The following is a 12,366-nucleotide window of genomic DNA, read 5'->3' on the forward strand; positions in this document are numbered from 1 at the left end:
TACACCGCTCACGTACAGAGAGCTCGACGTGCTCCAACTGGCGTACACGCGACGGGTACCGGGACCGTCCGATCGGGCAGGGGCTCTGCAGATGAGCTCGTACGCGGACACCGCCGGCCGTGCGGCCTACCCCTCGCCCACGGGCATGATCCGCACCAGAGAGCTCCTCGGCCGCGGAGGCGTTGCACACGCCCCGGGGCCGCGGGTCCGCCCCGTGTGCCTGGGCTTGGACAAGACGCCGTTCGCCCATGTGATGGTGCGCCAGGCTGACCGGCATGGTCACAAATTCAGACGTCGGACCGGTCGCCACGACGAGCGAGATCCTCACCGCACTCACGGCCGTTGGATCGCAGGCATCTTTCCACGGTCAGCCCGCTGCCCGGAATCAAGTCCTCAAACGGCATTTCGGGCGGACTCAAGGTATGCCCACGCCTTCGCGCCCGACACGAGAGTCACCTCGACGCGCGCGTAGTCGTCGACCTCATAGTCGTCCGCCGCGGCCAACTCCTCATCGGTCAGCTCCAGTACGGCGCCCTCGACTGCGTCGGCGGGGTCGTCCGACGGTACGACGAGCAGGTGCCGGTCGGTGCCGCTGACCGCTATGACGTCAGGGTCCGTGATCCAGATCTCTGTCGTGCGGTATCCGGGCAGCGCGTCGCGGCGGCCCTGAAGAAGACGGCCGAAGCGTGCGAGCTGAACCTCGCGCATCTGCAGCGTCCCGTAGGTGAAAAGGGAGTGGTGGGCGGAGAGCGCCATGTCGGTGGAACCCTGTTCGAGCAAGAAGTCCGGGGACGCCGGGAGGTGCGTTCCTCCCGGCGTCCCCTGCTGCTTGCGCTGCCGCCTACGTCAGCGGCGCAGGTCCGCATCCGCGTAGTCGCCCTGGCCCGGCGCCTCGGGGGCGCCCGCGTCGGACTCCGGCCCGCGCTGCTCGTGGCGCTCGATCTCCACCCGCGGCAGCAGCTTGGCCAGCGGCGCCGGGAGCCACCAGGCACGGCGGCCGAGGAGCTGCATCACGGCGGGCACGATCAGGCACCGGATCAGCACCGCGTCCAGCAGGATCGCCACCGCCAGGCCCAGGCCGAACTGCTGCAGCATCCGCTCTGGGCTGAGGATGAAGGCCGCGAAGACCACGATCATGATGGCCGCGGCGGCCGTGATCACCTTGCCGGTGTGCGCCAGCCCCTCCCGCACGGCGTGCGAGGGGTCCTTGGTGCTCTCCCACTCCTCGTGGATGCGGGAGAGCAGGAACACCTCGTAGTCCATGGAGAGACCGAAGACGATCGCGAAGATCATCACCGGTATGAACGCCTCGACCGGCCCCTCCTGAACCCCGAACCACCCCTCCTGGAAGACCAGCGTGACCGCGCCCAACGAGGCCCCGATGCTCAACAGGTTGAGCAGTGCCGCCTTCAGCGGAATCAGCACCGAGCGGAACACGGCCATCAACAGCAATGCCGAGAGCCCCACCACAATGGCGACGAAGACCGGGATGCGGTCCTGCACCTTCATCGAGAAGTCCTCGGCCGCCGCCGTCGCACCGCCGACCAGGAACTGCGTGCCGGTCTCCTGCTCGACGCGCGGCAGGATGTCGTCCCGCAGCGAGCTGACCAGGTCGGAGGTCGCCTCGGCCTGCGGCGCGGAGGCCGGGTAGGCGATGAGCAGCGCCACCGAGGGGTCCTTCGTCGGGATGGCCGGGGAGACGGCCGCGATGCCGGTGGTGTCCTCGAGCGTCGTACGGAGCGTGCCCGCCGCGCCCTTGACCGGCTCGCCCTTCTCCTCGCCGTCCGCGTCCGAACCATCCGCGACGACGATCAGCGGGCCGTTGAAGCCGGGCCCGAAGCCGTCTGCGAGCAGGTCGTACGCCTGACGGCTGGTGGTGGACTCCGCGTCGTTCCCGGCGTCCGCGAAACCGAGACGCATGTTCAGCGCGGGTGCGGCCAGCGCGCCCAGGGCCACCACGGCGACCAGCAGCGCCGCCCACGGGTGCCGCTGCACGCCGCCGCCCCAGCGGCGCCAGGCCGTGCCCTCCTCCTTGCGGCCACGGGCCGCCTGCCTGCGGGCCCGCTTGAGCACATTGCGCCGGATACGGCCGCCGAAGGCGCTCAGCAGCGCGGGGAGCAGCGTCAGCGAGGCGATCATGGTGACCAGCACGGTCAGGGCCATCGCCAGGGCCACGCCCTGGAGCGAACCGAGACCGAGCGCATACATGCCGAGCAGCGCGATGATGACCGTGCAGCCCGCGAAGAAGACGGTACGGCCCGCCGCGTCAAGGGCGACGCGCGCGGCACGCTCCTGCCCGGGGCGGCCGGCGCGGTCGGCGGCCTTGCGGGAAGCCCGGTCCTTGCCCTCATCAGCACCGCCGCCTGCGAGGGAGCCGTCCCCGGCCGCCTCGACCAGCAGCTCCGTGCGGTACCGGGAGAAGATCAGCAGCGCGTAGTCGATGCCGACACCCAGCCCGACCAGCATCATCAGCGGCGGGGTGAAGTCCGCGAGCGTCACGAAGTGCGAGGCCATCACGATCAGTCCCATGGTGCTGCCCACCGCGAACAGCGCCGTGATCACCGGCAGTCCGGCCGCGACCACCGAGCCGAACAGGAAGACCAGGATGATCAGCGCGCCCAGCATGCCCACACCCTCGGCGGCGCCGCCCTCACCTTCCTCCGCGTTGCGGATGGCGTCGCCGCCCAGCTCGACCCGCAGCCCGTCACCCTCGAACTCCTGGGCCGTGTCGATCAGTTCGACCCGCTCCTCCTTGGGCACCTCCTCGGCCAGGCCGTCCAGGGTGACGGTCGCGTAGCCGGTGGTGCCGTCGCGGGAGACGGCGGACTTGTCGTCGTACGGGCTCACCACCGCGGTGACGCTGTCCTGTGCGGCGACCTTCTTCAGCATCGCCGCGACGCGCTTCTCGTGCGCGGCGGTCCGCAGGCCGTCCTCGTCCCGGACGACGATCTGGATGCTGTCGCCCGCCTGCGCGGCGCCCTTCTCCTCCATCGTCTGCTGCGCCTGGTGGGACTCGGTGCCCGGGAGGGAGAAGTCGTTGCGGTAGTCGTTGCCCACCACCATGGACAGCGCCTGTACGCCGATGAGCACCGCGGCCCACAGCGCCAGCGCCCGCCACTTGTGGCGGAAGGAGAAGGCGGCGATCCGCTCGAAGATCCCCGGCCCCCTCTGCCCTCCTCCGGCCGTGCCCCTGTGGGCCCGCGGCCCGGTCCGTGCGTTGCTCATGACGGTTCCTCCGTGTCTCTACGCATGTTCGTCTCGTCGTCTTCGTCGGCGAATCCGCGATCCGGATTTCCGAAGCTGTGAAGTCCTGTGCTGTGCGGGCCACCTCGTCGGCTGCCGCGGAAGGTCGAGCGGAAGGCCGGGCGGAGAGTGTCCGGGAAGGTGCGCCGGGCCGGTATCTGCGCGGCGGCCAGCAGCGCCACGACGGCCGCCAGCAGCGGCACGACCACCCACGGCAGCCATGCCAGCCACGTCGGCGACCCGCCCACCGGCCCGTCCACCACCGCGTCCCACAGCGGCAGTTGGAGGCCGCAGACCAGCGGCAGCGCCGCCATCGCCACGGAGGTCAGCGCGTACGACTCGCGTGAGCCGCCGCGTCCCGCCAGCAGCCGGGCCCGCTCGAAGGGCCTGCCGGTGAGCCGCCGCGTCCCGAAGCCCAGCCCGTGCAGGGCGAACAGCAGGGCCATAGCGAGCGCCACGACGGCCACCGACCCGGCTGCGGTCGTAGCGATCGTTCCGCCGGTGAGCAGCGCGGCCAGCAGCCAACTCCAGCCGAGCACCGTCAGCCAACACCCGTACACCGACGCCTGGTTGGGACGCAGCAGACCCGCACGGCGCACCGCCAGGCCGAGCAGCAGCACGAGGAGCGCGGGACAGCGCTCACGGAGCAACTCCCCCGCCAGCTGCGGCAGACAGGTCAGGAGCACCCCGGCCGCGGCGACCAGCCACGCGGCGCCACCGCGTGCCGAGGCGGCAAGCACCTGCCGCCGTTCGCGCGGGTCGCGGGCCAGCCAGGGCAGCAGCATGCCCAGGCCAAGACCGGCCCCCACGACGACGAAGTAACCGGCGATGAAGAAGCCGAGCAGCCCGATCGCGAGCTTTCCGAGCACCGCCTCCACCGACGTGTCCACCGCCGTCACCTCCTTCTGTGCTCCCGGCCCCTCGGCCTGGGAACACAGTGCGGTGACGGCTTGGTGCGCCGCGTCAGCCTGGGGTCACGACCCGGCGTACCCCAGGAGTTGCGTCCGCAGGGGGCGCCGTACCACCAGAGTTGCGGCCACCCCCGAGGCACCCCTGGCATGCGGATGTCACAACCCACCCGACAAGGCGCCCCGGGCATCGAAGAGCTTCCAGCGGCTCCGCAGGGCCGGACGCGGCTCAGCGGGAGAGGATGGCGAGGGCCTCGACTTCGAGAGGCCGCTCGGGGCGGACGAGTCCGGCCACCTGGAGGGCCGAACTGGCGGGCGGGCTCGCCGTGTCGACATGCGCGTCACGGGCCGCCCGTACCTCTTCCCGGCCTGCTCAGGCGGCCGGGACGGCCGGCGTCAGCGCTTCGGGCTATCCCAGCCAGCCTGGGGTGATCATGCCGGACTCGTAGGCCAGAACGACCAGTTGGGCCCGGTCCCGGACGCCCAGCTTCGTCATCACCCGACTCACATGGGTCTTCGCCGTTGCCGGGCTCAGTACGAGTCGCTGGGCGATCTCGTCGTTGGTCAGCCCCGCACCCACCAGGCCCATCACCTCGCGCTCCCGCTGGGTGAGGCTGTTGAGCCGGGTGTCCGGCTCGGGGCGCTTGACGCGGCCCGCGAACTCCGCGATCAGACGCCGCGTCACGGTCGGGGCGATCAGCGCGTCGCCGCGCGCGGCGACCCGTACGGCGTGCAGCAGTTCCATCGGTTCGGTGTCCTTGACCAGGAAGCCCGAGGCGCCGGCGCGCAGCGCCCCGTACACGTGGTCGTCGACGTCGAAGGTGGTGAGGATGACCACCCGTACGCCCTCAAGGCGCTGGTCGCCGACGATCTCGCCGGTGGCCTCGAGGCCGTCCTTCTCCGGCATCCGGATGTCCATGAGGACGACGTCCGGCCGCAGTTCGCGGGCGAGGCGTACGGCCTCCACGCCGTTCGCGGCCTCGCCGACGACCTCCATGTCGTCCTCGTCGTCGAGGATCGAGCGGAACCCGGCCCGCACGAGTGTCTGGTCATCGGCCAGCACAACCCTGATCATCTTCTGTCCTCCACCGGAATCCGTGCCTCCACCCGGAAGCCGGAGATGCCTCCGGTGCGGCCCGGGATGTTCTCCGCCATCAGTTCGCCGCCGAGGGCCCGTGCCCGTTCGGCCATGCCGCCAAGTCCGCTGCCGCCGAGGCCGGTGGCACTGTGCCGGCCCGCGCCGTCGAGCACGCCGGGCATGCCCTTGCCGTTGTCCTCGATGCGTACGCGCACGCTCGTGTCACCGCCGTCGCCGGCGTCGGCGCCGTCGTGCTCCAGCCGTACCGTGACCACCGCCTCCGTCGCCTCCGCGTGCCGCACGATGTTCGTCAGCGACTCCTGCACGATCCGGTACGCCGCCAGCCCCACCTGGGGCGGCAGCCGCGGCACCTCCTCCGGTACCTCCATCACCGTACGCACCGAGAGTCCGGCCGTGGACGCCCGGTCCGCCAGCCCGGCGATCTCCGTCAGTCCGGCGTCGGCGGGGACGGTCGGCACCGCCTCGTCCACCTGCCGGAGCACGCCGAGCGTCGCCCGCAGTTCGCGCAGCGCCTCGCGGCTGGTGTCCCGGATGGCCTCCATCGCGGGCGCCATCTCGGCCGCGCCGGTCCTGCCCTTGGCGTGCCGGTGCATGGCGGCGCTCGACTGCACGTTGATCAGCGAGATGTTGTGGCCGAGCACGTCGTGCAGCTCGCGCGCGATCCGCAGCCGCTCCTCGATCGCCGACTGCCGTGCCCGTACGTCGCGTTCCCGCTCCGCCGCCAGTGCGCGCTGCTCGACCTCGCGCAGATAGGCCAGCCTGGTGCTGTACGCGTGGCCCGCCGCGACCAGGCCGACGAACCAGCCGAGCAGCAGGAAGATCGAGGTGTCGTCCACGTGGCGGCCGTCCGAGGAGCTGATCTGCTCCGGGATGGCGATCATCAGCATGGTCGACACCGCGAGGGTGACGGCGGCGAGCAGATAGCCCTCGGCCGCGACGGTGAACAGCGCGAAGGCGAAGGCGATCAGCAGCACCGGCACATCGCGTTCCGAGACCGGGAAGTAGGCCATGCTGCAGGCCAGCACGAACACCGCGACCCACACCGGCCGGCGCCGCCGCCAGCGGAGCGCGACGAAGCCCGCCAGCGTCAGCGCCGCGGACAGGACGGTGACGGGTGCGGAATCGCCGGACGAGCTTTCGAGCGCGAGATCCGCGATCGCGAGGACCGCGGCCACCACGCCGACGAGCACGGCTCGTGGAGACAGGGACATGCGGGGAAGCGTACGTAAGTTGATCGCGACCAGCACCCCTCTCGTATCTCGTACGAGAGGACGGACCGCGCGATGTCCAACTGCCCGCAGCCCGCGACCCGACAGACGGTTTGGGTGTGGCAGGGTCCGCCGCGGGCGCCATGCGCTGCGGACGCTGCACCGGATCTGGATGCACGAGCGGACGCGTCAACGCGGGAGGCCGGGCGCGGACGATCTGCGTCGCGCGCCGGGGTGCGCGCGGGTTGCCGCTGATGGTGCGCGGGCGGACGCTGTGTACACCTTCCGATCGGCCCGCTCCAACGAGGGGGTGTCTATGCCGTGCGGCGTGGTGAAGTGGTTCGATCCGGTCCGCGGCGTGGGTGCCATCGCGCTGGACGACGGAGGAGCCGACGCGGTGGCTCACCGCTCGGCAGTCCACGGCGTGGCCGAACCCCTGCTGGTCGAGGGCGACCGGGTGCGCTGCGACGTCACGCAGGATGGCTGGGCGGTACGGGCCGACAACATCCGCCCGGTGACCCCGGAGGGCTGTCCGCCGACCGAGAGCCCGGGACGTGGCACGGCTGCGCACCAAGAAGCCGGCCGACTCGTTGAGTTGCAAGGGAGCATCAGGCTCCCCTGCCGAGGGCCCGGCAGCGTGCGCCGGGCCCTCGGTGCCGTCATCGAGTGGCTGCTGCGTGCGCCAGCGTGGAGCAGTGCGCTTCTTGGACGCGCGCCGCGGCGAGTGGGTGGCAATGCATCTGCCGCGCCAGGGACTCCCGTTGCCGGGGCACGGCGGAGTCGTTCGCCGGATGTGGAAGCATTCGGTACTGGCCAGAGCCCGGCCCTCGACGTCGTACGTGCCGACGCCGGGGGCACGACACCTCGAGTCGACGACGTGGGCGATTGCCCATGGTGCGCGCAGTTGCAGGAAGCCGATGCCGCGGGCCGGCAGGTGCCAGAAACGGTAGTTGGTGCGCCGGCGCCGTGGATGGTTCCCCCGGGCCTGCCGCCCCGTCGCACAGAGTCGGACCTCTGACGACGAAAACCCCGGACCGCCCTATCGACGCGGCGTTCGCGACGCCGGGCGGCGAGGTCCTCGGCTGCGGCATCCCCACTGACCTCCCGGAGACAGACTGCAGGGCCGCCGGCGACCATCTGCCGGTGCCGGCGGCCCTGCGGGTCCCGGCCGCGGGACAGCGGCCTACGGGCGCTGCTTCACCCGGTCGACGATCCCCCAGTCCACTACGTGCGACAGCTGGACGTACTTCTTCTTCCCGGAAGCCGAGATCCGCTCGTCGCGGAAGCCCAGGAATTCATACGACGCCGGGTCGAAGATCAGGTACTTGCCTTCGTAGGGCTCGCGCCCGGTATGGGCGATCCCCACCCCGGTCCGCCCGGCGGAGTCCTTCACTCCCGGAATCGTCTTGACGCCGGGCACAAGGGCCAGCGCCTCGTACGCCGCGGGGCGCAGTCCCTGGGGCAGCACCGGGTTCTTCAGGAGCTCGCCGAGCAGCCAGTAGGCCTCGTACCGATCGAGCTTGTCGAGGTCGCTGATCGACCGGCCGTCGGACCCGCCCCGGGAGCCGAGGGAGAGGATGGCCCAGATGAGCTTCTCCGGGTCTTGGGGCAGCTTCTTCAGCTCGCTCCACTTCCGGGGTGGCCACACCCCGCCGCCCTTCCCCGCGGGCTCCTCCCACATCTCGCGGCCCAGTTCCATGGTCAAGGAGGGCTTGGAGACGTCCACCGAGTCCCACATCTCGTCGGTGTAGGTCTTGACCTTGCCGGTCTTCTGCTCGGTCTCCTTGATGATCCGCTTCGAGTAGATGAACTGGTCGTCGCGCGGCGCCACCGGCCCCTTCTCTTGCTTGCGCTCCCACGCCGCCGCCCCGTTCAGCACCGCGGCGGCGTTCTCCACCCGCGGGGTGCTCGTGCGCGGTGCGCCGCCCTCGCCGGAGCCTTCCGTGCCGATGAGCACCGCCGTCCCCGTAACCGCCGTGGCGACCACCGCGGCCGCCGCGAGGCGCAGTGCATGGCGGCGACCGGGGCCGGTGCGGGTGCCGGTGTGCTGGTCCGCGTGGGCCATCGCGTTGAGCAGCCGGTGCCGGGCCCGGTCCCGGGCCGGGCCGGTGAGCGGGGCCGCGTCCGCGTCCCACTCCCTCAAGAGTTCGAGTTCGTCATGCATGGTCGGATACCTCTCGCAGTGCCGTCGGATTGGATCCGCCCCATGCTTCGCGCAGCTTGCTGCGAGCCCGGTGCAGCCGTGATCTGACCGTGCCCACGGGGATACCAAGGGCCTGGGCCGCCTCCTCGTAGCTGAGATCCCCCCAGGCCACCAGCAGCAGCACGTCCCGGTGCCGAGCGGGCAGCGCGGCCAGCGCCGCCGCCAGCTCGCGGCCCACGGCCCGCGCCACCACTCGGTCCGCGGCCCGGTCGGCCAGCGGCTCGTCGTGGTCGGCGAGGGCCGGGACCCGGGCCATGGCCTTGAACCGGCGGGCCTCAGCCCGCCGATGCCGGCTGACCAAGTTGGTCGCGATGCCAAACAGCCAGGGCCGGGCGTCGGCGCCCGCGCCGCGGGCCGGGTCGTAACGATGCCGCTGCTGGAATGCGGTGGTGAAGGTCTCCGCCACGAGGTCATCGGCGACCTCGCCGCCGAGGCGGCGGGCCGCATAGCGGTGCACGGCGTCGGCGTGCCGGTCGAAGAGCGCGGCGAACACCTCGGGCTCATCCCGGGACCGCGCGATCACTGAGGCGTCGCTCTCCGCATCGGCACGCGCGGTGCCGATACCGACGCCTGGTACGACGGTCATCGGGGCTCCTCTCGTCCAACGGACGATGCTCGAATACTTGGGCTTTCACCTGTCCTTCGCCCCTCGCGCCGAAGCGGTTCCCTCAGACCCCCTCGGCGACACCGTGGTCTGCGGCCACACCCACATGCCGTTCGCCCGCCTCGCCCACGGCCGGCTCGTGATCAGCCCCGGCGGCATCGGCCTGCCTACGGACGGACCGGAGCGCACTGTGCCCTGCTGGGCCAGGGTGTCGAACTCCGCACCACGCACTTCGATATCGAGGCCGCAGCCACCCAACTCGGCCAGGACTCGTCCTATCCCGACATCACCGAAGGGGCCGACTACTTCCTGCACGCTCGCGCGACCGACGCCGACGCCCTCGCAGCCTTCGCTCCACGGCACAGACGCGACCACAGTCCGTGACACTCACGCCCCATCCACGACAGCGGGCAGCCGAACACCGACTACACGATCAACGACGCCTACCAATATCAGACCCCAATTCGGTTACGCGGTGAGGGAGGGGTCGAGTCGGGCAAGGTGGCTGACGGGGGGCGGTCGAGCGGGTGGCCGTTCCACCAGGCATCGATGCGTATGAGGTTGAGCGCGACGGCGGAGAAGACGTGCTCCAGGTGGGTCTTCTGGAGACCGAGGTAGCGGCACGTCTCATCCCGGTGACCGCGACGGCCTGGTGGATGGTTCCCTCGATGCCCGCGCGGGTTCCGTACTTGGCTCGCCACTGCTCGTCGCCCTGCTGGAGGCGGGCATGGTCGAGGACTTCTTGAACCTCGCGGGGTTGCAGGGAGAGGGTCCGGCCGCCGGTCTTCGAGCTGGTGCACTGGTCGCGCACCGGGCAGGGGCGGCATGTCTCCTTGTTGAACTTGATGACGATGGCCTTGGTGCCGCGCAGGGTGGCGGGGCTCCACCAGGTGCTGGTGTCCCCGCGCAGGCCAGCGCCTCCAGCGTGGTCCGCAGTGTCTCCCCCGCGAGCTCCAGCCTGTTCAGGTAGCGTACCGCCGCCAGCACGCGGCTGGAGTCGGTGCGCTGCTTGCCTCCGGCCTTCACCAGGCCCCGGCCCTTGAGCGCGGTCAGCAGCAGGTCGACCACCTTCTCCTCCATCCCGTGCTCGACCAGAACTCGGCGTCCGCGAACAACTCGCCCAGTTCGTCACGGACCCGCATCACCAACGGGTACGGGCCCCGTGCCGCCACCACCCGCGCCACCTGCGCGGTCAGTTCGGGCACCTTCGGCCACGGCCTCGGCGGCATCGACATTCCACACCCCACCCGCGACCGGAACGCCAAGACGGCCGCTGCCGTCCCAACCGACGAGCCACCAGCCCCGCCGGGCACGGAATAGGCCAGCAGGATCAACGACGGCCGCAAGCGGCGATTTTCGCGCTGCCCGCTGTCACGATCGCGCTGCCGCCCTCTCTGTCGTTCTGGTGGGTTGAGTTGAGGGGCAGGCTCACCGGCTCAGTAGCCGGCCGGCCATCGCGTCGGCGGTGAAGCCCAGCAGGACGCCAGCGCATCAGGCCCGGCAGGACGAGTACGTGTTGAGGTCCTTCGGATCCGGCTTGAACCGGTTCTCCCAGTCCCCGGGGTAGGTTTCGAGGAGGGAGGGAAGCTGTGCCTTGATATCGCTGGACCACTCCTTGACGAGGTACTTCCGCAGGGTATTGAGGATCCTTCGGCAGTCGCCCGGGTAGCCCTTGGGGATCCCGACGCCATAGCGGTTGATGAGCCCCATGCTGACGTTCGGGACGACCTTCAGTGGCACCTTGCTGTTCTTTCGCTGTTCCACGTACCCGTGGAGTAGCGCTTCGTCGCTGAACACCGCGTCGACACTGCCCTGTTGGAGCTTGGACACGCAGGTCGAGGTATCGGGCGCTTCGTTCATGACGGTGTGGCGCGGCATCTTGACCCGAGAGGGTGTCGTGCCCTCGACGGTGCACAGTGTCTTGCCGCCGATGTCCTTCTCCTTCTTGATGCCGTCGTAGTCCTTGCGCACGAGGAAGCCCTGCGAGGTCATGAGATACGGGCCGACGAAGTCGATCTTCTTCTTCCGCTCCGGCGTGATCGAGTACGTGGAGATGACCATGTCGGCAGACTCTTCCTGGAGTTCACGCTCGCGCTCCGCGTGCGTCACGTCCTGGAATTTCGGGGTGAAGTGCAGTTCCTCGCCCAGGTAGAAGGCGATGTCCATGTCGAAGCCGCGATTGTGGTGGTGGGCGAACAGGTTGAAGCCGGGCTGGTCGAACGCGGTGGCGATGTGGACGGTCTTGGGGAGGATGGTCTTCGCGTCGTCCTTGTCGTCGCCGCTGCAGCCCGACGCCGCGACGAGGGCCACGGCAGCCGCCAGCGCTAGCCCGGCACGGGTCGTGTGTGTCTGCGCCATAGTTTTCCTCAGTCGTCAGTCGTCCACGCGTGCCGAATCGACGGTCAGGTCGAGCGCGCAGTTGGGTTCCGCCGTCATCCGGACGGCGAGGCTGATGTCCTTGTGGTTGCGGCCAAGGTCGAAAGTGAGCTCCTGGCCGGGGCGCACGGACTGTGCGCTGTCGCGCTTCGCGCCGGAACGAAGCGTCACGCTGAGCCTGCTGGAGGGGACACAGACAGGGGTGGCCGGGTCGTACTCGGACGCGGCGAACGTGATGAAGAGACGGGGCTTGGGGCGGTCGGTGTGCGCGGACGCGGTCACCGTCATGCCCTGCTCGAACGGGCCCGAGGGCTCGAGTTCGAACTCATGTGTCAGGTCCACTGGGCGCGCGGCCCGCACTTCCGTCACGATCCAGGCGGGCAGCGCGACGGCGAGCACCGCCACCGGCACCACCAGCAGCATCAGCGGCGGCCACAGCGGCTTCTCCACGCCGTCCTGGCCACGGCCCCTGATGAGCGGCAGCATGGCGCCGCCCAGGAGCAGGAGCGCTCCGACGACCCCGCCGACCAGGGTGATGTCGCCGCCCTCGGCGTACCAGACGGTGCCGGTGCCGAAGATGACGATCAGATTGGCCAGGAAAGTCAGCGCAAGGAGCTTCGTGTTGTCCGCCAGGTGCCGCCTCACGTACGTCGCGGCACGCACCAGCCAGCGCGGGACCCGTCGGCGGTCGGGAGGCGGATCCGGGGGCGGATCAAGGGGCGGAT

11 protein-coding genes and 1 pseudogene are annotated in these 12,366 nt (G+C 70.4%); 2 read left to right on the top strand and 10 right to left on the bottom strand.

Annotated features, from left to right (window positions below):
• Positions 1–393 precede the first annotated feature (393 nt).
• From IEY91_RS31835 to IEY91_RS31855, 5 genes are all read right to left on the bottom strand, one after another.
• Positions 394–756, bottom strand: coding sequence for a gamma-glutamylcyclotransferase family protein (locus IEY91_RS31835; RefSeq protein WP_189176645.1), 363 nt, complete (start codon positions 754–756; stop codon positions 394–396).
• Between the two features lie 90 nt (positions 757–846).
• A complete protein-coding gene (locus tag IEY91_RS31840; RefSeq protein WP_189176646.1) occupies positions 847–3,225 on the bottom strand; it encodes an MMPL family transporter in 2,379 nt (792 codons plus the stop codon).
• Positions 3,222–4,133, bottom strand: coding sequence for a cytochrome d ubiquinol oxidase subunit II (locus tag IEY91_RS31845; protein ID WP_229697354.1), 912 nt, complete (start codon positions 4,131–4,133; stop codon positions 3,222–3,224). Before IEY91_RS31845 ends, IEY91_RS31840 begins: the two co-directional genes overlap by 4 nt.
• 427 nt (positions 4,134–4,560) lie before the next feature.
• Positions 4,561–5,226 carry a response regulator gene (locus tag IEY91_RS31850; protein ID WP_189176647.1) on the bottom strand — a complete coding sequence of 222 codons (666 nt, stop codon included), beginning with the start codon at positions 5,224–5,226 and terminating at the stop codon, positions 4,561–4,563.
• Positions 5,223–6,461: a sensor histidine kinase gene (locus IEY91_RS31855; RefSeq protein WP_189176648.1), complete on the bottom strand. Its 1,239-nt coding sequence runs from the start codon at positions 6,459–6,461 to the stop codon at positions 5,223–5,225. Before IEY91_RS31855 ends, IEY91_RS31850 begins: the two co-directional genes overlap by 4 nt.
• Before the next feature lie 1,017 nt (positions 6,462–7,478).
• Between IEY91_RS31855 and IEY91_RS42070 the strand changes: the two are divergent.
• Positions 7,479–7,628: pseudogene (locus tag IEY91_RS42070) on the top strand (endonuclease/exonuclease/phosphatase family protein); the annotation flags it as partial.
• Positions 7,629–7,641: 13 nt separating this feature from the next.
• On the opposite strand, the gene IEY91_RS31865 reads toward IEY91_RS42070, so the two are convergent.
• The 3 genes from IEY91_RS31865 to IEY91_RS31880 all read right to left on the bottom strand — a co-directional run bounded on the left by IEY91_RS31865 (position 7,642) and on the right by IEY91_RS31880 (position 10,175).
• A complete protein-coding gene (locus IEY91_RS31865) occupies positions 7,642–8,622 on the bottom strand; it encodes a CU044_5270 family protein (RefSeq protein WP_189176650.1) in 981 nt (326 codons plus the stop codon).
• On the bottom strand, positions 8,615–9,247 hold the full coding sequence (locus IEY91_RS31870; protein ID WP_189176651.1) for an RNA polymerase sigma factor: 633 nt from the start codon (positions 9,245–9,247) through the stop codon (positions 8,615–8,617). The genes IEY91_RS31865 and IEY91_RS31870 overlap by 8 nt, the downstream gene beginning before the upstream one ends.
• 451 nt (positions 9,248–9,698) lie before the next feature.
• On the bottom strand, positions 9,699–10,175 hold the full coding sequence (locus IEY91_RS31880) for a transposase (protein WP_373288067.1): 477 nt from the start codon (positions 10,173–10,175) through the stop codon (positions 9,699–9,701).
• Positions 10,176–10,348: 173 nt separating this feature from the next.
• Between IEY91_RS31880 and IEY91_RS42075 the strand changes: the two genes are divergently transcribed.
• Positions 10,349–10,585: a hypothetical protein gene (locus IEY91_RS42075; RefSeq protein ID WP_229697382.1), complete on the top strand. Its 237-nt coding sequence runs from the start codon at positions 10,349–10,351 to the stop codon at positions 10,583–10,585.
• Between the two features lie 171 nt (positions 10,586–10,756).
• Here the strand turns inward: IEY91_RS42075 and IEY91_RS31885 are convergent, their stop codons facing one another.
• Together IEY91_RS31885 and IEY91_RS31890 are read right to left on the bottom strand one after the other, a co-directional pair.
• Entirely contained in the window at positions 10,757–11,623 is an 867-nt protein-coding gene (locus IEY91_RS31885) for a transporter substrate-binding domain-containing protein (protein ID WP_189176652.1), read from the bottom strand.
• A 15-nt stretch (positions 11,624–11,638) separates the two neighbouring features.
• Positions 11,639–12,286: a hypothetical protein gene (locus tag IEY91_RS31890; RefSeq protein ID WP_189176653.1), complete on the bottom strand. Its 648-nt coding sequence runs from the start codon at positions 12,284–12,286 to the stop codon at positions 11,639–11,641.
• Positions 12,287–12,366 lie beyond the last annotated feature (80 nt).

Source organism: Streptomyces lasiicapitis (genome assembly GCF_014646335.1).
Taxonomy (GTDB): Bacteria; Actinomycetota; Actinomycetes; order Streptomycetales; family Streptomycetaceae; genus Streptomyces; species Streptomyces lasiicapitis.

Bases quoted from the DNA above. Each gene is read 5' to 3' on its own strand.
- IEY91_RS31835 (WP_189176645.1), bottom strand. From the start codon at position 756: ATGGCGCTCTCCGCCCACCACTCCCTTTTCACCTACGGGACGCTGCAG.
- IEY91_RS31840 (WP_189176646.1), bottom strand. From the start codon at position 3,225: ATGAGCAACGCACGGACCGGGCCGCGGGCCCACAGGGGCACGGCCGGA.
- IEY91_RS31850 (WP_189176647.1), bottom strand. From the start codon at position 5,226: ATGATCAGGGTTGTGCTGGCCGATGACCAGACACTCGTGCGGGCCGGG.
- IEY91_RS31855 (WP_189176648.1), bottom strand. From the start codon at position 6,461: ATGTCCCTGTCTCCACGAGCCGTGCTCGTCGGCGTGGTGGCCGCGGTC.
- IEY91_RS31865 (WP_189176650.1), bottom strand. From the start codon at position 8,622: ATGCATGACGAACTCGAACTCTTGAGGGAGTGGGACGCGGACGCGGCC.
- IEY91_RS31870 (WP_189176651.1), bottom strand. From the start codon at position 9,247: ATGACCGTCGTACCAGGCGTCGGTATCGGCACCGCGCGTGCCGATGCG.
- IEY91_RS31885 (WP_189176652.1), bottom strand. From the start codon at position 11,623: ATGGCGCAGACACACACGACCCGTGCCGGGCTAGCGCTGGCGGCTGCC.